This is a genomic window from Microvirga sp. BF8, assembly GCF_059888585.1.
Genome location: NZ_CM187619.1, coordinates 1,215,394 through 1,237,413 on the forward strand (window position 1 = coordinate 1,215,394; position 22,020 = coordinate 1,237,413).

23 protein-coding genes are annotated in these 22,020 nt (G+C 64.6%); 8 read left to right on the forward strand and 15 right to left on the reverse strand.

Going from position 1 to position 22,020, the window contains the following annotated elements; translation table 11 throughout:
• Window positions 1-3: 3 nt before the first annotated feature.
• Window positions 4-1,218, reverse strand: a complete 1,215-nt coding sequence (locus AC522E_RS05715) for an NADP-dependent isocitrate dehydrogenase (RefSeq protein WP_500749418.1) — start codon at window positions 1,216-1,218, stop codon at window positions 4-6.
• 112 nt (window positions 1,219-1,330) lie between these two features.
• Window positions 1,331-1,714: a phospholipase A2 family protein gene (locus AC522E_RS05720; protein ID WP_500749419.1), complete on the reverse strand. Its 384-nt coding sequence runs from the start codon at window positions 1,712-1,714 to the stop codon at window positions 1,331-1,333.
• A gap of 256 nt (window positions 1,715-1,970) precedes the next feature.
• Between AC522E_RS05720 and AC522E_RS05725 the strand changes: the two genes are divergently transcribed.
• Entirely contained in the window at window positions 1,971-2,264 is a 294-nt protein-coding gene (locus AC522E_RS05725) for a hypothetical protein (RefSeq protein ID WP_500749420.1), read from the forward strand.
• Between the two features lie 101 nt (window positions 2,265-2,365).
• Here AC522E_RS05725 and AC522E_RS05730 read toward each other — a convergent pair whose 3' ends face one another.
• Complete coding sequence (locus AC522E_RS05730) at window positions 2,366-3,763, reverse strand: metal-dependent hydrolase family protein (RefSeq protein ID WP_500749421.1); 1,398 nt, start codon at window positions 3,761-3,763, stop codon at window positions 2,366-2,368.
• 293 nt (window positions 3,764-4,056) lie between these two features.
• Between AC522E_RS05730 and AC522E_RS05735 the strand changes: the two genes are divergently transcribed.
• From AC522E_RS05735 to murI, 3 genes are read left to right on the forward strand one after another with little or no spacing between them, the layout of a single operon-like run.
• On the forward strand, window positions 4,057-4,791 hold the full coding sequence (locus AC522E_RS05735; protein WP_500749422.1) for an RNA methyltransferase: 735 nt from the start codon (window positions 4,057-4,059) through the stop codon (window positions 4,789-4,791).
• Between the two features lie 58 nt (window positions 4,792-4,849).
• On the forward strand, window positions 4,850-6,052 hold the full coding sequence (locus AC522E_RS05740) for a dienelactone hydrolase family protein (RefSeq protein WP_500749423.1): 1,203 nt from the start codon (window positions 4,850-4,852) through the stop codon (window positions 6,050-6,052).
• 14 nt (window positions 6,053-6,066) lie between these two features.
• On the forward strand, window positions 6,067-6,930 hold the full coding sequence (gene murI, locus AC522E_RS05745) for a glutamate racemase (RefSeq protein ID WP_500749424.1): 864 nt from the start codon (window positions 6,067-6,069) through the stop codon (window positions 6,928-6,930).
• Window positions 6,931-7,036: 106 nt separating this feature from the next.
• Here murI and AC522E_RS05750 read toward each other — a convergent pair whose 3' ends face one another.
• Window positions 7,037-7,975 carry a PLP-dependent cysteine synthase family protein gene (locus AC522E_RS05750; protein WP_500749425.1) on the reverse strand — a complete coding sequence of 313 codons (939 nt, stop codon included), beginning with the start codon at window positions 7,973-7,975 and terminating at the stop codon, window positions 7,037-7,039.
• A 114-nt stretch (window positions 7,976-8,089) separates the two neighbouring features.
• On the opposite strand from AC522E_RS05750, the gene AC522E_RS05755 reads away from it, so the two are divergent.
• Together AC522E_RS05755 and rpsD are read left to right on the forward strand one after the other, a co-directional pair.
• Window positions 8,090-8,770, forward strand: a complete 681-nt coding sequence (locus AC522E_RS05755) for a winged helix-turn-helix transcriptional regulator (RefSeq protein WP_500749426.1) — start codon at window positions 8,090-8,092, stop codon at window positions 8,768-8,770.
• Window positions 8,771-8,957: 187 nt separating this feature from the next.
• Entirely contained in the window at window positions 8,958-9,575 is a 618-nt protein-coding gene (gene rpsD / locus AC522E_RS05760) for a 30S ribosomal protein S4 (RefSeq protein WP_500749427.1), read from the forward strand.
• 439 nt (window positions 9,576-10,014) lie between these two features.
• Here rpsD and AC522E_RS05765 read toward each other — a convergent pair whose 3' ends face one another.
• The 6 genes from AC522E_RS05765 to rpe all read right to left on the reverse strand — a co-directional run bounded on the left by AC522E_RS05765 (window position 10,015) and on the right by rpe (window position 15,532).
• Window positions 10,015-10,605, reverse strand: a complete 591-nt coding sequence (locus AC522E_RS05765) for a Spy/CpxP family protein refolding chaperone (protein WP_500749428.1) — start codon at window positions 10,603-10,605, stop codon at window positions 10,015-10,017.
• A 98-nt stretch (window positions 10,606-10,703) separates the two neighbouring features.
• Entirely contained in the window at window positions 10,704-11,255 is a 552-nt protein-coding gene (locus tag AC522E_RS05770; RefSeq protein WP_500749429.1) for an RBBP9/YdeN family alpha/beta hydrolase, read from the reverse strand.
• A 44-nt stretch (window positions 11,256-11,299) separates the two neighbouring features.
• Window positions 11,300-12,550, reverse strand: a complete 1,251-nt coding sequence (locus AC522E_RS05775) for a cyclopropane fatty acid synthase (RefSeq protein ID WP_500749430.1) — start codon at window positions 12,548-12,550, stop codon at window positions 11,300-11,302.
• Window positions 12,551-12,621: 71 nt separating this feature from the next.
• Window positions 12,622-13,935: an adenylosuccinate lyase gene (gene purB, locus AC522E_RS05780; RefSeq protein ID WP_500749431.1), complete on the reverse strand. Its 1,314-nt coding sequence runs from the start codon at window positions 13,933-13,935 to the stop codon at window positions 12,622-12,624.
• A gap of 129 nt (window positions 13,936-14,064) precedes the next feature.
• Window positions 14,065-14,508, reverse strand: coding sequence for a CBS domain-containing protein (locus tag AC522E_RS05785; protein ID WP_500749432.1), 444 nt, complete (start codon window positions 14,506-14,508; stop codon window positions 14,065-14,067).
• Window positions 14,509-14,860: 352 nt separating this feature from the next.
• Entirely contained in the window at window positions 14,861-15,532 is a 672-nt protein-coding gene (rpe, locus tag AC522E_RS05790; RefSeq protein ID WP_500749433.1) for a ribulose-phosphate 3-epimerase, read from the reverse strand.
• 198 nt (window positions 15,533-15,730) lie between these two features.
• Here rpe and AC522E_RS05795 point away from each other — a divergent pair, with 198 nt between their 5' ends.
• Window positions 15,731-16,972 carry an NAD(P)/FAD-dependent oxidoreductase gene (locus tag AC522E_RS05795; protein WP_500749434.1) on the forward strand — a complete coding sequence of 414 codons (1,242 nt, stop codon included), beginning with the start codon at window positions 15,731-15,733 and terminating at the stop codon, window positions 16,970-16,972.
• A gap of 92 nt (window positions 16,973-17,064) precedes the next feature.
• On the opposite strand, the gene AC522E_RS05800 is transcribed toward AC522E_RS05795, so the two are convergent.
• The gene (locus AC522E_RS05800) at window positions 17,065-17,499 is read right to left on the reverse strand and encodes a hypothetical protein (RefSeq protein ID WP_500749435.1); all 435 of its coding nucleotides are present in this window, start codon (window positions 17,497-17,499) and stop codon (window positions 17,065-17,067) included.
• A 132-nt stretch (window positions 17,500-17,631) separates the two neighbouring features.
• Window positions 17,632-18,708 (reverse strand): P1 family peptidase, encoded by a 1,077-nt coding sequence (locus AC522E_RS05805; protein ID WP_500749436.1) that lies wholly within the window; start codon window positions 18,706-18,708, stop codon window positions 17,632-17,634.
• A gap of 40 nt (window positions 18,709-18,748) precedes the next feature.
• Here AC522E_RS05805 and AC522E_RS05810 point away from each other — a divergent pair, with 40 nt between their 5' ends.
• Complete coding sequence (locus AC522E_RS05810; RefSeq protein WP_500749437.1) at window positions 18,749-19,474, forward strand: cytochrome c biogenesis CcdA family protein; 726 nt, start codon at window positions 18,749-18,751, stop codon at window positions 19,472-19,474.
• Between the two features lie 35 nt (window positions 19,475-19,509).
• Here the strand turns inward: AC522E_RS05810 and AC522E_RS05815 are convergent, their stop codons facing one another.
• The 3 genes from AC522E_RS05815 to AC522E_RS05825 form a co-directional block, all read right to left on the reverse strand.
• Complete coding sequence (locus AC522E_RS05815; protein WP_500749438.1) at window positions 19,510-20,049, reverse strand: GNAT family N-acetyltransferase; 540 nt, start codon at window positions 20,047-20,049, stop codon at window positions 19,510-19,512.
• Window positions 20,050-20,060: 11 nt separating this feature from the next.
• On the reverse strand, window positions 20,061-20,666 hold the full coding sequence (locus AC522E_RS05820; protein WP_500749439.1) for a helix-turn-helix domain-containing protein: 606 nt from the start codon (window positions 20,664-20,666) through the stop codon (window positions 20,061-20,063).
• A gap of 195 nt (window positions 20,667-20,861) precedes the next feature.
• Window positions 20,862-21,989: a branched-chain amino acid ABC transporter substrate-binding protein gene (locus AC522E_RS05825; protein ID WP_500749440.1), complete on the reverse strand. Its 1,128-nt coding sequence runs from the start codon at window positions 21,987-21,989 to the stop codon at window positions 20,862-20,864.
• Between the last annotated feature and the right edge of the window lie 31 nt (window positions 21,990-22,020).

A 22,020-nucleotide genomic window follows, 5' to 3' on the forward strand; every position in this document is an offset into this window, starting at 1 on the left:
GATTTACGCCGCCATCGCCTTCTTGAGGTTCTCGTCGATCTTGTCGAGGAAGCCGGTGGTGGAGAGCCACTTCTGCTCGGCGCCGACGAGGAGGGCGAGGTCCTTGGTCATATATCCGGCCTCGACCGTGTCGACGCAGACCTTCTCCAGCGTATCGGCGAACTTGGCGAGTTCCGCGTTGTCGTCGAGCTTCGCGCGATGGGCGAGGCCGCGGGTCCAGGCGAAAATCGACGCGATGGAATTGGTCGAGGTCTCCTTGCCCTTCTGATGCTCGCGGTAATGGCGGGTCACGGTGCCGTGGGCTGCTTCCGCCTCGACGGTCTTGCCGTCCGGCGTCATCAGCACGGAGGTCATCAGGCCGAGCGAGCCGAAGCCCTGCGCAACCGTATCTGACTGTACGTCGCCGTCGTAGTTCTTGCAGGCCCACACATAGCCGCCCGACCACTTCAGAGCCGAGGCGACCATGTCGTCGATGAGACGATGCTCGTAGGTGATGCCGGCGGCGTCGAATTTCGCCTTGAATTCGTTGTCGTAGACCTCCTGGAAGATGTCCTTGAAGCGGCCGTCATAGGCCTTGAGGATCGTGTTCTTCGTGGAGAGATAGACGGGATACTTGCGGTTCAGGCCGTAGTTCAGCGAGGCGCGGGCGAAGTCGCGGATCGAATCGTCGAGGTTGTACATCGCCATGGCGACGCCGGCGTCCGGGAACTTGAACACCTCCTTCTCGATGACAGTGCCGTCCTCGCCTTCGAACTTGATCGTCAGGCGGCCCTTGCCGGGCACCTTGAAGTCGGTGGCCTTGTACTGGTCGCCGAAGGCGTGGCGGCCGACGATGATGGGCTGGGTCCAGCCGGGCACGAGACGCGGAACGTTCTTGCAGATGATGGGCTCGCGGAAGATCACGCCGCCGAGGATGTTGCGGATCGTGCCGTTCGGCGACTTCCACATCTCCTTGAGGTTGAACTCCGTCACGCGGGCTTCGTCAGGCGTGATGGTGGCGCACTTCACGCCGACGCCGTATTTCTTGATGGCCTCCGCCGCTTCGACCGTCACCTTGTCGTTGGTGGCATCGCGATTTTCGACGCTGAGATCGTAGTACTTGAGATCGATATCGAGATAGGGGTGGATCAACTTGTCCTTGATGAAGTGCCAAATGATACGGGTCATCTCGTCGCCGTCGAGTTCGACGACCGGATTGGCAACCTTGATCTTCGCCATGATCTCACCTTGCGCTTGAAAGCTTTGGGACCGCCCGCCGGACGGCAGGCATCGTGGCGCGGGCTATAGCGCGACTGGGCCCGAGGGGGAAGGGTCGACTTTCGGCGGGAATTCAGCGCCGGGCGGTGGTCGGGCGATTTTTCTGCGGTTCGACGCAGGGGGTGGCGCTGAACAGGGAATTGGCCGTTGCCGCCTTGCCGCGCAAGGTCTCGTCCATTCGCCGGCTGGCGATGAGGCGCGCCGTCGCCCTCAGGAAGGCCTTGTCGCAGGAGCAGGCGCCCCGTCCCATCCGCTCGTAGCAGAGGTCGTGCGCCCGGCAGGCCGAATCCAGGGCATCGACGGGCCTTGCCCGGTTCTCGTCGCCCGGGCCGCACCAATGGCCGTGAAAGAGGGGTGCGGCCGGCTCCGAGGGCGCTCTGTTCGCCGGTGCCGCTCCGGCCGTTCCCGCCATCAGCAGCAAGCCGAAGACGGCCTGCAGGGAAAGCAGCCGCTGCATGTGGTCAGACTCCATTTCAAGGATCGGGATATGGGGGTGTCCGGAGAGCGTGAGGGAAATGGCGGAGGCGGGGAGAGGTTCCCATTCCTGCCCTTGGGCAAACACTCCGTGTGCTGCCGCACTGCCGCGGAAGCTGAGCTGTTGAATTTATGAACAGCCTGATGAGGTAACCTAACGTAATATCACTTGACTCTTGAGATGATATTCCATTTAGAGCCCGAGGGCGAATTGCCGATCTTCATATGGGGAGCTGAAAATGCGTCTTGCTATCATCATCGGGATGGGGGCCACGGCCCTGCTTCTGGCCGGCTGCCAGACCGCTGAACAATCCATGGCCAATGCCGAGAACGTCTGCGTCGAATCGGGCCTGAAGCCCGGCACGAAGGCCTATGCCCGCTGCACCAATGCCAACTACCGCAACAACGTCGCGCAGTCGAACGCCGCTGCGAGCCAGGTCGCGGTCGGTACGGCCGTCGGCGTCATCGGCGGAGCCGCCATCGGCGCCGCCGCCGCGCGTCCGCACTACTATTGCGGCTGGGGCTGCTGGTAACACTCGAGACAATGGCCCGTCTCGGCGGGCCTACCGTCAGAGCCTCCTCGACGACTGGGCCTCGGGGAGGCTTTTTCTTTGCGAGAAGCCGGGAGGAAGCCTCACCTGGGCAGCGAATTTTTATAGATCCTGCCGTCCTTCATGATGACGAGAAAGCTCTTGCCCGGATCCGCGACGAGATCGAGGTTTTCCAGGGGATCGCCGTCGACCAGCAGCAGGTCGGCCAGGGCTCCCACCTCCACGACTCCGAGCCTGCCGGGATAGGGATTGATGAAGCCCGAAAGAGCCATCAGTTCACCATTGTCCGCGGTCGCCATCCTGAGTGCCTCGGCGGGTGTGTACCAGCGCGCCAGCATGGCAAGGGCGGCTCCCTGTCGGCCGGCCGCGTCTGCATCGCCGAGAATATCGGCGCCGAAAGCCGTCCTGATGTTGTATTTCTTGGCCAGCCGATAGGCATTGTCGGTGCCTTCGAATACCTGCATGGCCCGCTGCCGTGACGCAACCGGCATGTGTTCGGACATGTGGGTGTCGTAGGTCAAGGGTTGCAGGCTCCACCAGATTCCTTTCTCCGCCATCATCCGGGCCGTTTCCTCGTCGGCAAGCTGTCCGTGCTCGATAACCTTGACGCCCGCGCGAATGGCCATCTGGATCGACCGCGAATGGTAGGCGTGGACGGCAACATATGTGCCCCAGTTCTCCGCGGCCTCGACCGCCGCACGCAGTTCCGCCTCCGTGTACTGGGTCGACTCGATCGGATTGTGAGGCGGCGAACTGACGCCGCCGCCGGCCATGAGCTTGATCTGGCTGGCCCCCATTCTCAGTTGCTCGCGCACCCGCAGCCGGACTTCATCGGGGCTGTCGGCGATCGCCGAAATTCCCTGGGTCTCGGTATAGCTCAGTGGCCCGCCCGGCTTTCGCGGCAGTTCGAAGAGGAAGCGGAAATCGCCATGGCCGGAGGTCTGGGAGATGAAGGCCCCGGACGGATAGATCCGTGGACCAGTCATGACGCCTTCGTCGATGGCACGCTTGAGCCCGAATACAGGACCGCCGAGGTCACGGATGGTCGTGAAACCCCTCATCAGGGTCGCCTCGGCCTGTCGCGCCGCCAGCAGATGGAGATATGACGTCTCGGCCGTCATCAGGACCGATTGGGGCGTCGCGGCCATGAAGGCATGCCAGTGGGCGTCGATGAGGCCCGGCATCAACACCCGCCCACCTGCGGCGATGACCTGGAGATTCGCATCCGCTTCCAGAGCCGCCGGGTCCGTCGAAATGCGCTCGATGCGATTGCCTTTGACCAGTACGTCGGAAGGAGGCGACAGCACCGGACTTCTGCCGTCGAAGATGCGGACGTTCTTGAAAAGAGTTCCGGTGGGGCTGACGGCCGGAGCGGAAGGGGCGGCGCTCGGAACTGCCAATTCGTCCGCCTGGCTCGTTCCGCCGAGGCCTATCGTTCCCGCCGCCCATACCAGCCATGGAAGCAGCATCCGTTTCAGCATTCGCGTTCGACTAAGACGAGTGCCTGCTCTCCGCCTGCTCATGGCCGTGTACCTTTCGGGTCTCCAGAATGCAGATGCGCGATAGGTTTCAAATCCTCCAGGCAAAACATGTCTTTTCTGGGTGAATACTGTCATTTCACTCAGTCATGTCTGTAGAGGCCGCAAATGACCCGCTCAATCATGCGGCGTTATCCCGCTCTCCGGTTCAGGAGGCGCGACCCGAACCCCCTTGACTTCGCCCCGCCGGATCGTGTCATCCCCTGCTCATCGCCGCACGGTCCGAGAATGCGATCATGAAACATCCCATCATCGTCCTGGTCGAGCCACAGCTTGCCGAGAACATCGGGATGGTCGCCCGGGCCATGGCGAATTTCGGTCTCTCGGAACTGCGCCTCGTCTCCCCCCGCAATGGCTGGCCGAAAAAGGGCGCCCATTCTGCTGCCTCGGGGGCGACGCATATCCTCGAAAGCGCAAAGCTCTTCGACACGGCACGGGAAGCGATCGCCGACCTCAACTACGTCTTCGCCACCACGGCCCGCGAGCGCGGACAGATGAAGCGCATCTTCGGCCCCGAACCTGCGATGGCGGAGGCGCACGGGCGCATCGGCGAAGGGCAGGGGGTCGGCATCCTGTTCGGACGCGAGAGGACGGGCCTGGAGAACGACGAGATCGCGCTCGCCGACGCCATCGTCACCTTTCCGGTCGACCCGAAATTCTCGTCCCTCAACCTCGCGCAGGCCGTGCTTCTCATGTCCTACGAATGGCAGCGATGCGCGACCGGCGGCGCGTTGCCGTTCTCCGGGGAAAGGTCGTCGCTGCCGGCGCCACGGGAGATGCTGGTCTCGTTCTTCGATTACATCGAGAACGAGCTCGATGCGGTGAATTATTTTCCCGAGGACAAGAAGCCGATCATGGCGCGCAACATGCGGGACATCTTTCACCGCCTCGAAATGACGGAGCAGGAGGTCCGCACCCTGCGCGGGGCGATTCGTGCCCTTGCGGAAGGTCGTCGCTTGAGAAACCGTTAAAGATCTTATGGTTTGATAGCCCGAGCGTAATTTTCGCTTGCCGTCAGAACAGAGTCGCATGATGCGTCGCCCGCTATCCGCTTTCCTCCTCATCGGCACCTGTCTGATGGCTCCGGCGGCCCTCGCCGCCTCGCCGCCGAAACAGCCAGTGCGCGGGCCGGGTGGCGCCGATTATCCGGTATCCCAGGTCGTGAAGCGGGCCATCGGCACGGTGGGTGCTGCAACCTTCGTATTCCATGGTGCGGACGCTGCAAGCGCTCCCCGTCCGGTGGCGGTGTTCCTCCATTCCTGGGGCGCAACGAATCCCGGCCTCTACGGAGGATGGATCGACCACCTGGCCCGCAGGGGCTATGTCGTTCTCTATCCGCGCTTCCAGGACGTGAACCGCACGCGCCCCGCCGATGCGTCGGGGATTGCCGCAGGCCTCGTTAGGGCCGCGCTGGACGCGCTGGCGGCCGACGCTGCGGCCCGGCCCGATCTCGAGCGCGTCGCCTATATCGGGCATCTCGCGGGCGTACCGATCGCGCTCAATCTCGCGGCCGCGGACAGGGACCAGGGCCTGCCCGTGCCGAAGCTGCTTTTCGGCGTCATGCCCGGCGGCATCGCGTCCGATCCGAAGGCGCGGGGCATCCCGCTCGCCGACCTGTCCGCCGTCGACCCGTCGATGCTTTTCATCGCCATGAGCGGCGACCGCGACTACCTCCCGACGGATCGCGCCGCGCGGCGCCTCCTGAAGGAGACCGAGACCATTCCCGCCAGCCGCAAGCTCTTCATGCGCGCCGGTTCGGACGATCATGGCTTTCCGGCCCTCACCGCGACGCTGGCCTCGCCGGGATCGCCGAAGGCGGATTACGATGCCGCCACCATCAAGGTGCAGCCCGATCCACCCCGCGATCCGAAGCAGAAGAACACCTGGCGCTGGAGCGCCGACATGGCGTTGACCGGAGAGCAGACGATCCTGACGGCGCAGCTCGGCAACAACCCGACCGACTCGCTCGATTATCTCGCCTTCTGGAAGACCTTCGACATGGCGGCGGAGGCGGCATTCTCGGGCAAGGATGCCGCTGCCCTCGCTCGCGATCCGAGCTTTATCGACATGGGCGCCTGGACGGACGGCTGGCCTGTTCGACGCCTTTCGGCGCAGATGCCGAAGGGGCAGGGCGATGACGAGAAGCCAGAGAAGGGCCCGCGCCGGAAGCTGAACCTCGCGCCGAGCGAGACTCGGCAGACATTATCCGGGTTCCTGTCCGGCCGGTCCTGAGAGGCGAGGCAGGCATGCAGGTCGATCTTCTGGCTGGAACCGCTTATAACCCGGCCGCCATGCCGGCTCCCGTGCCCACGATCCTGGTATTCGATTCAGGCCTCGGCGGACTCACCGTCTTTTCCGAGGTGCTGAAGGCGCGTCCAGATGCGCGCTTTGTCTATGCCGCCGACGACGCCGCGTTTCCTTATGGCCGCCTCTCGGAGGAGGCCCTCGTCGCCCGAGTGCTGACGGTCATGGAGCGGCTGATCGGCCTTTACGATCCCGATCTTGCGGTGATCGCCTGCAACACCGCCTCGACCCTGGTGCTGCCGCATCTGCGCCGACGCTTCCCGATCCCTTTCGTGGGCACCGTGCCGGCGATCAAGCCGGCCGCGCAGACGACGCGCAGCGGCCTCGTTACGGTCCTCGCGACGCCGGGCACCGTTGCACGAGACTATACCCGCGGCCTTGTCGCGGCCTATGCCGCCGGCTGCCGGGTGAAACTCGTGGGCTCGACGAAACTCGCGGGATATGCGGAAGCGGAGCTCGAAGGTCGGCCCGTTCCCGATGAGGACTTGGTGGCCGAGCTCCTGCCCTGCTTCGTGGAGGAGGGTGGGCGCCGCACCGACGTGGTGGCGCTCGCCTGCACACATTATCCGCTGCTTCTGTCGCGCCTGAGGTCCCTCGCGCCCTGGCCCGTGACCTGGATCGACCCTGCCCCGGCCATCGCCCGGCGCGTGGTGCAGCTCATCGGCGGACCCGTTCCGGGCCATGAGGAGGGGGAGGACGAGGCCGTCGCCGTGTTCACGGAAGGGAGCGGGCTCACCACGCCCTTGCGCACGGCACTTGGGCAGAAGGGCCTGCCCGTCATCACTGTCGAGGACCTGCCGCTTTAGGTCATCCGAAAGGAAGGGGCCGGCGCGAAGCCGGCGACCGAGCCCGCGGAATAGAGCGCAGCCCCATGCTGGGATGACGACGGGCCGCCGGGGAGACGCGCGCCGCTCAGACGAGCTTGGTGCCGTACGTTCGCAGATACTTCATTCCCGTATCGCACATGATGGTGACGATAGTCGCATCGGGTCCCAATTGGTCGGCCAGCCGCAATGCGGCGATGACATTGGCGCCGGTGGATGTTCCGGCAAACAGGCCTTCCTCCCGTGCGAGGCGGAAGGCCATCGCCATCGCCTCCTCCGTCGAGACCTGTTCGATGGCGTCCGCAATGTCCTTCTGCCAGAGCGGCACGACGAATCCCGCGCCGATGCCGTCGATCTTGTGAGCTCCCGGCGGGCCGCCCGACAGGACCGGAGATTCGGAAGGCTCCACGGCGACGATCCTGATCCTGTCGTCGCGGCGTCGGAGAGCCTCTCCTGTCCCGCGAAGCGACGCTGCGGTTCCGACGCTCTGGACGAAGCCATCGATGCGACCGGCGGTCTGATTCCAGATTTCCTCCGCAAGTGTGTCATAGGCGGCGAGCTGGTCCCGGTTCTTCATCTGGTCCGTCCAGTAGGCTCCGGTTGCTTCCGCGATCACGCGCGCACCTTCGATCATGTCCCGCGTGAGCTTTTCCGTCATGCGGCCGCTCTCGCTTCGCACGATCTGGAGCCGCGCTCCGAGAATTTTCATGTGATCGAGCTTTTCGCGGGCGAAGGCGTCCGACGTTACGATATGCAGGGGATGGCCCTTGACGGCGCAGACGAGAGACAGGGACACGCCGGTGCTGCCGCCGGTATACTCCACGACAGGACCGCCAGCCGGGAGGCGACCGTCCGCTTCCGCCGCCTCGATCATGGCGAGCGCCATCCGGTCCTTCATGCTCCCCGTCGGGTTCTCGCTCTCCAATTTCAGCAGGATGCGCGCGCCGTTGCCGGGCACGATATTGCGCAGGGCCAATAGGGAGGTATTGCCGATGCGTTCAAGGATGGTGTGCCGCTGTCCATTCATGAGTCCCGTCCCTCGTTTATCCGGTCGCCCACCAGCGCTTAGGCCAGAGCGGCGGGAATGTCAGGTCCGGAATCCGGACTTCTCAGGCCGGGGGGAGCATGATAGCGCTTCGGCATGTCGGGTTATGGCCAGTTCTGCGCGGTGGCGCGCGCCCATGAAGCGTTGGGCGGTCGGTGGACGCTGCTCGTCGTGCGGGAGCTCCTCTGCGGGAGCCGCCGTTTCAACGATATCCGCCGCGGCATACCGCGCATTTCACGGACCATGCTCTCGGAGCGGCTGCAGGAGCTGATCCACGTCGGGGCCGTTATGCGCAGCGACGGCGGACATGGTCCCGAATACGATCTCACGGAGTCGGGCCGGGAGCTGGCAGCCCTCGTGAGCGCCCTGGGCACCTGGGGGCAACGGTGGCTGCCGAGGCAGGCGGAGAGTGAGGACCTCGACCTAGAGCCCGTGCTCGTCGACATGAAGCGGCGGGTCCGTGTCGAGGCTCTGCCCAGGGAGCCGGTCGTCGTCCGGTTCGAGATCGATAATAAGGCGCCTCGCTTCATGCTGCTCAAGGCAGGGGAAGCCTCCCTGTGTAACCAGAACCCGGGATTTCCGGAGCCGCTGCGCGTGCGTGCCCGGCTTCCCGCCCTGGTGGCATGGTGGCGGGGCGATATCGATTTCCGCGAGGCGCTGCGGACAGGGTTGACCGTGGAGGGGCCGAAGGTGCTGGCACGTGCCTTTCCGGACTGGTTCGAGCGCTACCTGTTCGCCGCCGTCGGCCCCGCCGCTCCGGGACAGGGAGCCTCCTGACCTCGTGAGCGCAGGTCTTCCTTGACACTTGGGCCGTTTTCCCCTAGGCCATCCCGGTTCGCGCGGTCCCGCAAGGGCCGCGTTCACTTTTTACGCTCCCGTGGCCCGGCTCCGGCCGGCCTGTCGTCCCGTAAGGGAAGAGGAGGGCGCGTTCCTCGCAATTTCGACCTGAGCAAGAGGAACAGCGATGTCGAAGCGCATTCAGGCCAAGCACAAGCTTGACCGCCGCATGGGGCAGAACATCTGGGGCCGCCCGAAGAGCCCCGTCAACCGCCGCGAATACGGCCCCGGCCAGCACGGCCAGCGCCGCAAGGGCAAGCTCTCTGACTTCGGCACGCAGCTGCGCGCCAAGCAGAAGCTGAAGGGCTATTACGCCAACATCACCGAGAAGCAGTTCCGCCGCTACTACGCGGAAGCGATCCGCCAGCGTGGCGACTCGGGCGAGAACCTGGTCGGCCTGCTCGAGCGCCGTCTCGACGCGGTCGTGTATCGCGCCAAGTTCGTTGCGACCCCGTTCGCCGCGCGCCAGTTCGTCAATCACGGTCACGTGAAGGTCAACGGCCGCCGCGTCAACATCCCGAGCTTCCTGGTGAAGCCGGGTGACGTGATCGAGGTGAAGGACAAGTCCAAGCAACTCGAGGTGGTCGTCGTGGCCTCTCAGCTCGCCGAGCGTGACGTTCCGGATTACATCGAGGTCGATCATTCCAAGATGACAGCCCGGGTGACCCGCATCCCGACCCTGTCGGAGGTGCCCTATCCGGTTCAGATGGAACCGAACCTCGTGATCGAGTTCTATTCGCGCTGATTGCCGCGACGCTGGTTGCAAATCCAAAAGGCCGCCCTCCGGGGCGGCCTTTTTCGTTCTTGCTCCATCGCCGCATCTTCGGTCGTTCTGGGACAGTGCGTGCCGCTCGGCCCGGAGCCCGTAGCCACCGACGATGCAGGACGAAGGGCTATGGTTGCCGCTACGTTCTATCCTCAACCGTTGCCGTTTATGGGTTCCGGACTCTCGCCTCGCTCGCCCCGGAATGACGGAGGTTGATGCTCTCACACTGTCATTCCGGGACGCACCAAAGGTGCGGGCCCGGAGCCCATAACCAAGACGGTTTGGAAAAGAGCGTGATCGATGCTGCGCCTGATCCTGAACCGTTGACGTTTATGGGTTTCCCCGCTTCGCGGGGCCCTTTGGGCCGTCCCAGAGCGACGGTCTAAAGAGAAAGGCCGCCAAGGTGGCGGCCTTTCATTTACGGCTGTTTCGGCGGCTGGGCGGGTTGTTCTCCGCCCGATCCCATCATGCCCTGGCCGCGCTGCATCATTCCGGGACGGCCCTGCATCATGCCCATATGTCCGCGTGGGCCGTGATGACCGCGCCAGGCGCCGCGGCCCTGGCGGCCCTCACGCATCAGGACTGGCAGAAGCCGCTTCTGGCGGTCGTCGAGCGAGGCCCAGAGGGGCTTCATGGCCGAGGAGAGCGCATTGAGGTTTGCAGCGCCCTTCGCGGCCAGATCGGCGCGCCGCTCGAGGCGCTGCATCATGTCGGGCCGCTCCGTCCGGGACCCCTGCTGGCGCCTTTCCTCGATCCGCTGCGCCCGTGATGCGGCCTGAGCCCGGAGAGCCTGCTCGACAGGCCCCCACAGCTTCTGCTGATCGGGGGTGAGCTTGAGCCCGGCCTGGATGGCGGCGATCCTGGCATCGGTCAACGAGTCGAAATCCTCCCGGCTCATCTGCGGTCGCGGGCCGGATCCGCCCTGCGGCGGAGGAGCGGGCTGAGCGTAGGCCACCGTGCCGGCCACCACGAGGGCCGTAGCTGCGGATAGGATGGCGAGAGTTTTCATGCAGGTCTCCTCCTTGGAGTTGAGGATGTCAGGATCGGCTCAGCTTGCTCTCGCCGAGGTGACTGCAACATGAACTTTTTGTCATGTGGAGGAGCGGGTCAGAGGATCTTGAGAAATCCCGCGAACCGCATCAGACCCTCTGGCCAGGGCCCGTGGCCGCTATCCGTATTGATGTGCCCGGCGTCGCCTGCATCGACGATAGCGGAGCCCCACGCATAGGCGACGTCCTCCGCCTTCTCGTAATCGCAATGCGGATCCGTGCGGCTCGCCACGAGGACGGAGGGAAAGGGCAGGGGCTCCCGGGGGATCGGTGCAAAGGCGCGGTCGATCTCCGGGACGAAACCAACCCTTTCCACGTCGGGGAGTCCTACCAGAAACGCACCCTGCACCTTGTCGGGGGGCAAAAGCGGCGCGGCATGGGCGATGGCGAGGACGCCCAGGCTGTGGCCGACGAGAACGACCGGCAGCCGGGCCCGCCCCACGTCCTCGACGATCGTCCTGACCCAGTCGTCCTTCCTGGGAGAATCCCAGCTCTCCTGTTTGATCCGCCGCGCGGTCGAGAGCTGCCGCTCCCAGCGGCTTTGCCAATGGTCGACGCCGGAATCCTGGTAGCCGGGAACGATGAGGATGTCGCAATCGGAAGTTTTCATGGTCCCGAGGTAGAGGTCCCGAGGTCCACCTTCAAGATCGAACCTCAGGCGCTCCACCGCATCTCCGTCGTCTCCGCCACTTTGAGCGCAGCCTCTCGCTCGGCAATGTAGTCCCGCGTCAGAGGCACGACATCGTTGCGCTTGGCGAGCTGGATCTGGAACACCACAGCGTCCTGGAACCGGAAGGCGGATTCCGACATGGCGAGATAGCACTCCCACATCCGGCAGAAGCGTTCGTCGTAGAGACGAAGCACCTCTTCCCGGTGGGCCATGAAGCGCTCGCGCCATTTCTCCAGCGTGAAGGCGTAGTGCAGGCGCAGGATCTCCACATCGGTCACGATCAGTCCGGCGCGCTCGATGGCGGGCGTGACTTCCGAGAGGGTCGGAAGATGGCCGCCGGGAAAGATATAGCGGGCGATCCAGGGATTGGTCGGGTAGGGCTGGCCCGTGCGTCCGATGGTGTGGAGCAGCATCACGCCATCGTTCTTGAGGAGGCGCTGGCACGTGGCGAAATAGGTGTCGTAGGAGGGAACGCCCACATGCTCGAACATGCCGACCGAGACGATGCGGTCGAAGGTTCCTTGCGTCGATCGGTAGTCCTCGAGCTCGAAACGGACCCTTTCCAGGATGCCGGCGGCTGCTGCCCGCTTTCGCGAGATGTCGAGCTGCTCCTCCGACAGCGTAACGCCTCTCACCGAGCCCGCGCCGCCGGCCTGGGCCATGTACAGCCCGAGACCGCCCCAGCCTGAGCCGATATCGAGGACACTCTGACCCGGATCGAGGAGGAGCTTGGCGGTGATATGCCGCTTCTTGGCCATCTGGGCCTCCTCGAGGGTGGCGTCGGGATGGTCGAAATAGGCGCAGGAATATTGCTTGTCGCTGTCGAGGAAGAGAGAGTAGAGGCGCCCGTCCAGATCGTAATGATGAGCGACATTGCGCTTGGAGCGAAGCGCATCGTTCTCGCTGCGCAACTTCATCCACGTCCGGATCTTGCGCAGGCGATGAAGGGGAAGTTCGTCGAGCTCTCCATGCGTGTCCTGAAGCAGGAGTTGCAGCAGGTCGAAGATCGTCCCGTGCTCGACGATGAGCCGGCCGTCCGTGAAAAGCTCACCAAGCTTCAGTTCGGGGTGAAGGCAGAGTGCGAGCTGGGCCGCATCGTCGGTGAAGCGGATCGCGACCTTGGGCTCGGTTCCGTCGCCGAAGGTGAACTTGCCCCCCTGGGCCGTTGTCATGGTCAGGGTGCCATGTTTCACGGCCCGCGTCAGGGCCGCCTTGAGAAGTCTCTCCGACAGCATGGATTATCCCCGTCGTCGTTTATCTCCGGACGGGGATTGTCGCGCATTGCGGAAAGATTTCCAGCCCGAAGCTATGCTTTGCTTGCGCCGAAGACCCGCGTGAAGATCGTATCCACGTGCTTGTAGTGGTAGCCAAGGTCAAAGCAGGCTTCGATTTCCGGTGGGGAAAGATACTTCGTCACGTCCTGATCATTCTTTAGTAGGGTCAGGAAATCTCCCTCTCCGCGCCAGACCGGCATGGCATTGCGCTGAACGAGACGATAGGCCTCCTCGCGGGAAGCGCCTTTCTGGGTGAGGGCCAGGAGCACGCGCTGCGAATGGACGAGACCGCCGAGGCGATCGAGGTTCTTCTGCATGTTCTCCGGGTAGACGACGAGCTTGTCGATGACGCTCGTGAGCCGCGCCAGGGCGAAATCGAGGGTGATTGTGGCGTCTGGACCGATCATGCGCTCGACGGAGGAGTGGGAAATATCCCGTTCGTGCCACAGGGCGACATTCTCCATGGCCGGCAGGGCGTAGGCGCGGACCATGCGCGCCAGGCCCGTCAGGTTTTCAGTCAGGACGGGGTTACGCTTGTGCGGCATGGCCGACGAGCCCTTCTGGCCCGCCGAGAAGAATTCCTCGGCCTCCAGGACTTCGCTCCGCTGCAGATGCCGGATCTCGACCGCGAGGCGTTCCATGGAAGACGCGATGACGCCGAGCGTCGCGAAATACATCGCATGCCGGTCACGGGGGATCACCTGCGTCGAGACCGGCTCCACGGAGAGCCCCATCTTCTCGGCCACGTATTCCTCGACCTGCGGATCGATATTGGCAAAGGTGCCGACGGCGCCCGAAATGGCGCAGGTGGCAACCTCGCGCTGGGCCTCGATGAGCCGGAGCTTGCAGCGCTCGAATTCCGCATAGGCCTGGGCGAGCTTGAGGCCGAAGGTGGTGGGCTCCGCATGGATGCCGTGCGAGCGCCCGATGGTCGGCGTCATCTTATGCTCAAAGGCGCGTCGCTTCAGGGCCGCGAGCAGGGCCTCGATGTCCTTCAGGAGGAGATCGGAGGCGCGCACGAGCTGCACGTTGAAGGTGGTGTCGAGCACGTCGGAGGAGGTCATGCCCTGGTGGACGAAGCGAGCCTCCGGCCCGACGATCTCGGCGAGATGCGTGAGGAAGGCGATGACGTCATGCTTGACCTCACGCTCGATCTCGTCGATGCGCTCGACATCGAAGGTCGCCTTGGAGCCCTTGTCCCAAACGAGCTGCGCGGCATCCTTCGGAACGACGCCGAGATCGGCCAGCGCGGTCGTGGCATGTGCCTCAATCTCGAACCAGATCCGGAATTTGGTTTCGGGCGACCAGATGGCCACCATCTCGGGGCGGCTGTAGCGGGGGATCATGGGCTCGTCTCATGCAATCGATGGGGGTTCGACGGCGGTAACACGCCAAGCCGTCGATCTCAACATTGCCCTCAGGATCGAGGAGCCGCCGTCACGCTGCCGGCCGGTCCGGGGAGGCTTCGGCCCCGATCAGCGATATCCGACGGACATGACGTAATCGCGCAGCATCTGCTCCTCGTCCTCGATCTCTCCCAGCAAGGCCTGAAGGGCGTCGCGGGCATAGAGGACGCCGAGGGCTTCCGCGCGCGAGCCGAGAACGGGCAACTGCAGCAATCCGGTGCTTTTCATGACAGACCAGGCATCCACAAGCCAGTCCTCGGGCCGGCAGGCCGTGATGTCCCGCGTCATCACGCTCGCCGCCGACGCCATGCACCCATCGCCGCGGCATACGGTCATTTGCCGGACGATATCGGTCTTGGTCAGCACGCCGGACACGACACCGCTCTCCGAGCAGACCAGGACGATATTGTTATGGCCTTGGCTAAGGAGCTTCGCGGCGGCCAGAAGGGGCGCGTCCTCCTGGACCGAAACAAGCCGTTCTTTCGCGATGTGCAATATCCGCTCGACCAGCATCACCCGATCCTTTCTCGAGGTCCATGCGGAAGCCTGAGCACGGTCTCAGAACCCCCTTGGGAACAGGCATTGGCGCAGTTCATGAGAGCCGGAGCGGTCCGGCAGGCGCCTGGCATCTCCGGCCCGCAACCCTCACGGTCGGTGCCTATGCGTCGATGCGCGGCTTGGTGTCGTCGTCCCGGTCGGGCCGAGACCGGCCCTCGCCGAGTTGGGGATCCTTGGCGGCAGCGTGAACTTAGCAATTCGAGCCTCCTCAGAACGGTGTCATGAGAGGGAGCGGTCGCCGGAGCGCGCGCGGCAGAGCAGAACCGCAGGACCCGAATGGCATCCTATCAGACGGCGAAGGGGAACTTCAACGCGCCTTCGCCGCCGCCTCGCGGATCGCGGAGATGTTCCCGGCATAGGATTCCGGGCCGCCCTTGAAGACGGCGGAGCCGGCGACGAGGGCGTTCGCGCCCGCGGCGGCCACGATCGGAGCGGTTTCCGGCGTTACGCCGCCGTCGATCTCGAGGTCGATGGGACGATCCCCGATCATCGCCTTGACCCGACCCACCTTCCGGGCGACCGATGAGATGAAGGCCTGCCCGCCGAAGCCAGGATTCACGGTCATCAGCAGGACGAGATCGACGAGGTCGATCACCGGCTCGACGACACTCTCGTGGGTGCCCGGATTGAGGACAACGCCGGCCTTCTTGCCGAGTCCCCGGATCATCTGGAGGGAGCGGTGGAAGTGCGGGGTCGCCTCCGCATGGATGCTGATGATGTCCGCGCCGGCTTTCGCGAAGGCCTCCAGATACGGATCGACCGGGGCGATCATCAGATGGACGTCGAACACCTTCTTGGTGTGCGGCCGGATGGCCTTCACGATGTCCGGCCCCATCGTGATGTTGGGGACGAAATGGCCGTCCATGACATCGATATGAATCCAGTCGGCACCGGCTGTGTCGATGGCGCGGACCTCCTCGCCGAGCTTGGCGAAATCGGAGGCCAGGATGGAAGGGGCGATGAGCAGGGGGCGTGTCATGCCCGCGCGGTAGCACGGGCCTCGCCGCGCGGCAACGGGGCGCGGTGGGCCTGCCGGGCCGAGACAGCTGGGGAGAGGGCCATTTGCCACAGGAAAGACATGGACGGCCCCGAACGAACGGGAGTAAAGAAGCCTCGCGCAAGAGGCTTGGGCGCCTCTTGCCGCTCGGCTTTGAGACATTAACGGGGCAGGGTCTTCATGCGTAAGGATGTTGTGGTTCTGGGCGCCGGCATTGTCGGCGTGTCGATTGCCGTTCATTTGCAGAAGAGGGGTCGTTCCGTCCTTCTCGTGGACAAGCGGCAGCCGGGCCTTGAGACGTCCTTCGGCAATGCCGGACTGATCCAGCGCGAGGGCGTCTACCCCTATGGCTTCCCGCACGATTTCGGCGCGCTCGCGCGCTATGCGCTGAACAACACCATCGACGCCTCCTATCACCTGGCGGCGCTCCCGAAGCTCGCACCCTTCCTGTTCCGGTACTGGATGCATTCCCGCCCCGAGGAGCACAAGGCGATCGCACGGCTCTATGCGCCGCTGATCGAACACAGCGTCATCGAGCACATGGCGCTGGCGGAGGAAGCGGGCTCGACCCAGCTCATCCGCCCGACCGGCTGGATGAAGGTTTTCCGTTCCGACAAGGCCATGGAGACCCAGTTCCGCGATGCGGAGCAGGTGAAGCGCGATTTCGGCGTCAATTTCGACGCACTGGACGGCAAGGCGGTGGCCGAGCGCGAGCCCCATCTCAAGGTGGCGTTGAAGGGCGGCATCCACTGGACGGATCCTGCCGCCATCTACGATCCCCACGCCCTCGTCATGTCCTATGTGGAGCTGTTCGAGCGCCTGGGCGGGGAACTGGCGGCGGGCGATGCCAAGACCCTCGAGCAGGACGCCGGCGGGTGGCGCCTCCAGACCGAGAAGGGGCCGGTCGAGGCCGGCGATGTCGTCGTGGCGCTCGGTCCCTGGGCCGACGTGGTCACGCGGAAGCTCGGCTACCGTTTCCCGCTGGCGGTGAAGCGCGGCTACCACATGCACTACAAGGCGGAGGGCAACGCGGTGCTTAATCGCCCGACCCTCGATTTCGAGCGCGGCTACTTCCTGGCCCCCATGGCCCGGGGCATTCGCCTCACCACGGGCGCCGAATTCGCGGACCGCGACGCGCCGAAGACCCCGGTGCAGCTCCAGCGCGCCGAACCGATCGCGAAAGCATTCTTCCCACTCGGGGAGCGGGTCGATCCCGAGCCCTGGCTGGGCATGCGCCCCTGCACGCCCGACATGATGCCGATCATCGGACGCGCCCCCCGCCACAGGAACCTCTGGTTCAGCTTCGGCCACGCCCATCACGGCATGACTCTGGGGCCCATCACCGGCCGCCTGATCGCCGAGATGGTGACCGGGGAAGCGCCCGTGATCGATCCCAAGCCCTACCGGCCCGAGCGTTTCTGACGAGCGCCGCCGCTGCCCGCATGAGGTATCAAAGAAATGAGCCGGGGCGATCACTCGCCCCGGCTCATTGCATTCCGATCCGGGCGTGACGATCAGCTCGCTGCGCGCTTCAGTGTCCAGCAGGAGACGACGCGGCTCGTGGCGAAGCTGTGGTGGTAGCAGACATCGAGGGTATCGGCGTCCCGCAGCGTGAAGGCGAAGCTGCCGTCGTCATCCGTCATGATTCCGGTCTTGTTGTCGCCGCTGACGGCACCGATCAGGGTCTCCGTGAACTTGCCGTTGCTCGAGGTCCCGGCGAAGCGATTTCCCTGTTGCTCTTTGATCGCGAAGGTGAACTCGATCTCATTGCCGGAAAAGTTCGGTCCGTTCTTTTCAGCGACCCGATAGGGATTGGAGCCGATGTGGACGGCCTGCGCCATGCCTTTCCATGTTCCGACCATCTTCGGCGGATCCTCGGCGCGAGCGCCGCTGGCCGACGCCAATCCCGCAACGATTACGGCCGTCGCGACTCCGATCCTTGTGTTCATGCAACCCTCCCGTCCCATGTTCTGGCGAGGGCGTTACAATGATGACGTTGCGTAAATATTTCGTATTGCGATCCCGACTGGTCACGTTTTCCTGAGGTGTTGCACCTCCTATACGAGGATCGACTTGACCCATCAGGTCGTATGCAAGTTCTTCGATTCCGTTCTTCCATGAAGATCTCTCCACGCCGGCTGCGCTCCGGGGAACGGCAGGGCCGTTGCCTCATACACGCCGCGGGCGATGGCACGGGCGAGGCAATCGGCGGCGGCTGCGGTGATGTGGGTGAAATCCGCATCGTCCCCGAGCGGCTTTCGCCCGGTGGCGGCAGTGAAGATGGTGTCGCCGTCGTAGAGGGCGTGAGAAAAACGCAAGCCCCTCGCGATGCCCGCATGGGACGAGAGGGCGAGGCGCTTGGCCTGGGCCTTGGTCAGGATCGCATCCGTGGCGACGAGGGCGATGGTAGTCGCTGGTTGCGGGCCGCCTTTCCAGATCAGCCTGCGCTGCTCGGGCTCGATCCGGACGGGATGGCCGAGGCCGCCGAATTCGTCTCCTTCCTCCAGGGTGCCGGCCCAGAAGTGTGGTCCTTGGCCGATCACGGCGGAGGCGATGCTGTTCACGATCACCAAGGCGCCGACGAGGTGGCCGGATACGGTGACCGTACTCGTGGAGCCCAGGCCGCCCTTCAAATTCGCCGTCGTCGCGCCATAGCCGCCGCCGGCGGTGCCGAGATCGAAAACCGTGGAGGCGTTGCGCGCCGCCTCGTAGCCGAGGTCCCGATAGGGCGGGTAGCGGCCCCATTCCTTGTCGCCGCCGTTGAGCATGTCGAAGACGACGGCCTGGGAGACCAGGGGAATACGGACATCTCCGACGGGAAAGCCGATTTTCTGCTCGCGCAGCCAGGCCTGGACTCCGCTCGCCGCATCGAGGCCGAACGCGGAGCCGCCCGAGAGGGTCACCGCATGGATGCCCGGCACCATTTTATCTGGTTCGAGAAGGTCGGTTTCCCGGGTGCCGGGGGCACCGCCGAGCACGGCGCAGGAGGCGACCGTCGGCGTGTCGAACAGGGCGACCGTGACGCCCGAGGCAAGGGCGGGGTCATGGGCATTGCCGATGCTGAGGCCGGCGATGTCGGTGATGAGGTTGCGCAAGGCGGTCATGGCGCAAGGCAAGCTCAAAACGGCCGCGTTCACAAGCTGGCGACCCTTCGCCACGCAGGCTTTCCTGTGCGCAGGCAACCGGCTAGAAGGCCTCATGCTCAACGTCTCGCTACCGGCTGCGGCTCTCGGCGGCCTCATCAGCTTCCTGAGCCCCTGCGTTCTGCCGCTGGTGCCGCCCTATCTGTCATTTCTAGCGGGAACCACCTTTGACCGCCTCAGCGCGGGCGATGGCGCGGTCCGGCGGCGTGCCATGCTCGCGGCGCTCCTGTTCGTAGCGGGTTTTACGACCGTCTTCGTGCTGCTGGGCGCCACCGCGTCCGCACTCGGCCAGGCGGTCCGGCAATATCTCGACGTGCTGAGCTGGCTTGCGGGCCTCGCCATCATTGCGATGGGCCTGCATTTCCTCGGGCTCTTCCGCATCGGGCTGTTCTATCGCGAGGCCCGATTCTCCGTGAACCGGCCGGTCGGCCTCTGGGGCGCCTACGTGATGGGCATTGCCTTCGCCTTCGGCTGGACCCCCTGCATCGGTCCCGTACTCGCCGCTATCCTGACCGTTGCCGGATCGGAGGCGAGCGTGTCCCGCGGCGCCCTGCTTCTTGCTGCCTATTCGGCGGGCCTTGGCATCCCCTTCCTTCTCGCCGCCTTCGCCATGAAGCCCTTCGTGGCGCTCACCAAACGTATGCGCTCGCATTTCTCCGTGGTTGAAAAGACGATGGGCGTGCTCCTCGTCCTCACCGGCATCGCCTTCCTGACCGGCTGGATCGGCAACATGTCCTTCTGGCTGCTGGAAACATTCCCGGCGCTGGGACGGCTGGGATAGGTTCCAGACAACAGAGGCGCGTCACCGCTCCGCTCTCACGCCGTTCCGATCTGCTTGTGGAACACCGTCGTGTCGCAGAGCCCGCCGCGGGGCCAGAGGGCATAATTGGGGATGACGCCCACGCGCATCCATCCGAGGCGCGCATAGAGGCGCTCGGCGTCGCCTCCTGTCACGGTGTCGAGCACGAGCACCGATCTGCCGGCCTGGCGGGCGGCCGCTTCGGCTGCCTGCATCAGAGCCGCGCCGACGCCCCGTTTCCGGGCATTGCGATGGACAAGCATCTTGGCGATGTCGGCGCGATGGGGCTGGTTGTCCGGCTGTTTGAGCACCACCTGCACGGTGCCGACGACAGTCCCGCTGTCCTGGTCCCGGGCGACGAGGAGGATGCGCTCGCCCCGGGCGACGCCGCCGGCCACATCCTGCCAGAACGCATGGGCTTTTTGTTCGCTCAGCGGCGCCATGAAACTGACCGAGGCGCCACCCTCGACACAGTCGATCAGCACGTCCGACAGGCCGCTGATGGCCCTCTCGGCCTCCGGCGCAGTCAGGATGCAGACGGAGATGGATTCGGTCATGGGAAGGGTCCTCAACGTTGTCTCTCGCCGAGGCCACCGGGCGCGGCGTCGGGCGCGAGCGCCACGAGATAGCGTGCCGGTCGGTCGGTGGGGTTGCAAAACACGTTCGGCCGGTCGATCCGCATGGCAAGGCAATCGCCGGCGCCGAGGCGAAAGGTGTCGGCTCCCGTCGTCACCACGACCTCGCCTTCGATCAACCAGATCTGCTGGCTGATGCCGTTGGTGCGCAGTCCCGAGTCGTAGGCGACCCGGGCGCCGGGCGGGAGGACGACCTCCGCCAGTTCGAGAGGGGACGAAACCCCGGGCGGCGACAGGATGCGGCGCAGATAGCCGCTTTCCGGATCGCGCCATTCCTTCTGCCCGGCATGGCGGACGAGGGGCGATGCGTCCGGCCTGGCCTCGGTCACGAACAGGGAGCCAAGACTTACACCAAGTCCTGATGCCAGCCTGTTCAGGACAACGGCGGTCGGGCTGCTCTCGCCGCGCTCGATGAGGGAGATCATGGAACGGCTGACGCCGGTCAACTCGGCCAGTCCGTCGAGCGTCAGGCCGCGCGCAGTTCGCAGGCCGCGCAGCCGTGCCGCGAGGTGGCGATTGATGTCGTACTCGGCTTCCATGAAACCAGACTATAAATCCAGTATATTGGAGTCAAGCGAGCTTGGCGGTAGACTTGCGCGGCCTTTTCCGGGACGCGACGGTCCTTTTCCTTCGGCCGCTGAACGCCGCGGCGCCCTGCAACCTGTCCGTTGCTCATGAAAAATCCCGCCCTGTCTCCAGGGCGGGTTCCATAGGTTCAGCTCAAGGCCGATCGATTACATGCCGATTTCGTTGCCGGAATAGTCGATCTTGCCGTCGGCGCCCTTCTTCCAGACATACATGACGTAGTCCGGACGGGTGATGTCGCCCTTCTTGGTGAAGGACAGGTCGCCGATCACGGTCTTGAACGGCTTGCCGGCGTGGATGACGTCGGCAACCTTCTTGCCGTCGACGCTGCCGGCCTGCTTGGCGGCCTCCGCCAGGACCTGGGTCGCGGCGTAGGAGTAGAGGGTGTAGGCCTCGGGATCGTAGTTCCTGGCCTTGAACTTCGCCACCACGTCCTTGGCATTCGGGTTCTTGCGCGGATCGGGCGAGAAGGTCATCAGAGTGCCTTCAGCGCCGGGGCCGGCGATCGAGGTGAACTCGGCCGACACGATGCCGTCACCGGACATCATCGGGGCGTTCAGGCCCTGGTCGCGCATCTGGCGGATGATGAGGCCGGCTTCCGTGTGGAGGCCACCGTAATAGACCACGTCGACGCCAGCCTGCTTCAGCTTCGAGACGAGTGCGGAATAGTCCTTCTCGCCCGGGTTGATGCCTTCATAGACGACTTCCGTGAGACCCTTGCCGTTCATGGCCTTCTTGGTTTCGTCGGCAAGGCCCTTCCCGTACGGGGTCTTATCGTGGACGACCGCAACCTTCTTGCCCTTGAACTTGTCGGCGAGATAGGCACCGGCCACGAGGCCCTGCTGGTCGTCGCGACCGCAGGTGCGGAACGTGTTCCACATGCCGCGCTCGGTGTATTGCGGGTTGGTCGACGCAGGCGAGACCTGAACGATGCCAGCTTCCTCATAGACCTGCGAGGCCGGGATGGACACGCCGGAGTTGAAGTGGCCGACAACCCACTTGACGCCTTCGGCCGCGAACTTGTTCGCTACCGACACGCCCTGCTTCGGGTCCGAAACGTCATCGCCGACGACAAGCTCAAGCTTCTGGCCATTGACGCCGCCAGCGGCATTGATGTCCGCGACAGCCTGCTCGACGCCGTTCTTGAGCTGCGCGCCGAAAGCGGCATTGGGGCCCGTGATGGGACCGGCAACGCCGACCTTGATCTGCGCGTTGGCAGCGCCGGAGAAGGCGAGGCCAAGACCGAGCGCGACGCCGGTCAACAGCAATTTCTTCATGAGGTCACTCCTCTGGGTGGTTTTATAGGCC

Bases quoted from the DNA above. Each gene is read 5' to 3' on its own strand.
- AC522E_RS05715 (WP_500749418.1), bottom strand. From the start codon at position 1,218: ATGGCGAAGATCAAGGTTGCCAATCCGGTCGTCGAACTCGACGGCGAC.
- AC522E_RS05720 (WP_500749419.1), bottom strand. From the start codon at position 1,714: ATGCAGCGGCTGCTTTCCCTGCAGGCCGTCTTCGGCTTGCTGCTGATG.
- AC522E_RS05725 (WP_500749420.1), top strand. From the start codon at position 1,971: ATGCGTCTTGCTATCATCATCGGGATGGGGGCCACGGCCCTGCTTCTG.
- AC522E_RS05730 (WP_500749421.1), bottom strand. From the start codon at position 3,763: ATGCTGAAACGGATGCTGCTTCCATGGCTGGTATGGGCGGCGGGAACG.
- AC522E_RS05735 (WP_500749422.1), top strand. From the start codon at position 4,057: ATGAAACATCCCATCATCGTCCTGGTCGAGCCACAGCTTGCCGAGAAC.
- AC522E_RS05740 (WP_500749423.1), top strand. From the start codon at position 4,850: ATGATGCGTCGCCCGCTATCCGCTTTCCTCCTCATCGGCACCTGTCTG.
- murI (WP_500749424.1), top strand. From the start codon at position 6,067: ATGCAGGTCGATCTTCTGGCTGGAACCGCTTATAACCCGGCCGCCATG.
- AC522E_RS05750 (WP_500749425.1), bottom strand. From the start codon at position 7,975: ATGAATGGACAGCGGCACACCATCCTTGAACGCATCGGCAATACCTCC.
- AC522E_RS05755 (WP_500749426.1), top strand. From the start codon at position 8,090: ATGTCGGGTTATGGCCAGTTCTGCGCGGTGGCGCGCGCCCATGAAGCG.
- rpsD (WP_500749427.1), top strand. From the start codon at position 8,958: ATGTCGAAGCGCATTCAGGCCAAGCACAAGCTTGACCGCCGCATGGGG.
- AC522E_RS05765 (WP_500749428.1), bottom strand. From the start codon at position 10,605: ATGAAAACTCTCGCCATCCTATCCGCAGCTACGGCCCTCGTGGTGGCC.
- AC522E_RS05770 (WP_500749429.1), bottom strand. From the start codon at position 11,255: ATGAAAACTTCCGATTGCGACATCCTCATCGTTCCCGGCTACCAGGAT.
- AC522E_RS05775 (WP_500749430.1), bottom strand. From the start codon at position 12,550: ATGCTGTCGGAGAGACTTCTCAAGGCGGCCCTGACGCGGGCCGTGAAA.
- purB (WP_500749431.1), bottom strand. From the start codon at position 13,935: ATGATCCCCCGCTACAGCCGCCCCGAGATGGTGGCCATCTGGTCGCCC.
- AC522E_RS05785 (WP_500749432.1), bottom strand. From the start codon at position 14,508: ATGCTGGTCGAGCGGATATTGCACATCGCGAAAGAACGGCTTGTTTCG.
- rpe (WP_500749433.1), bottom strand. From the start codon at position 15,532: ATGACACGCCCCCTGCTCATCGCCCCTTCCATCCTGGCCTCCGATTTC.
- AC522E_RS05795 (WP_500749434.1), top strand. From the start codon at position 15,731: ATGCGTAAGGATGTTGTGGTTCTGGGCGCCGGCATTGTCGGCGTGTCG.
- AC522E_RS05800 (WP_500749435.1), bottom strand. From the start codon at position 17,499: ATGAACACAAGGATCGGAGTCGCGACGGCCGTAATCGTTGCGGGATTG.
- AC522E_RS05810 (WP_500749437.1), top strand. From the start codon at position 18,749: ATGCTCAACGTCTCGCTACCGGCTGCGGCTCTCGGCGGCCTCATCAGC.
- AC522E_RS05815 (WP_500749438.1), bottom strand. From the start codon at position 20,049: ATGACCGAATCCATCTCCGTCTGCATCCTGACTGCGCCGGAGGCCGAG.
- AC522E_RS05820 (WP_500749439.1), bottom strand. From the start codon at position 20,666: ATGGAAGCCGAGTACGACATCAATCGCCACCTCGCGGCACGGCTGCGC.
- AC522E_RS05825 (WP_500749440.1), bottom strand. From the start codon at position 21,989: ATGAAGAAATTGCTGTTGACCGGCGTCGCGCTCGGTCTTGGCCTCGCC.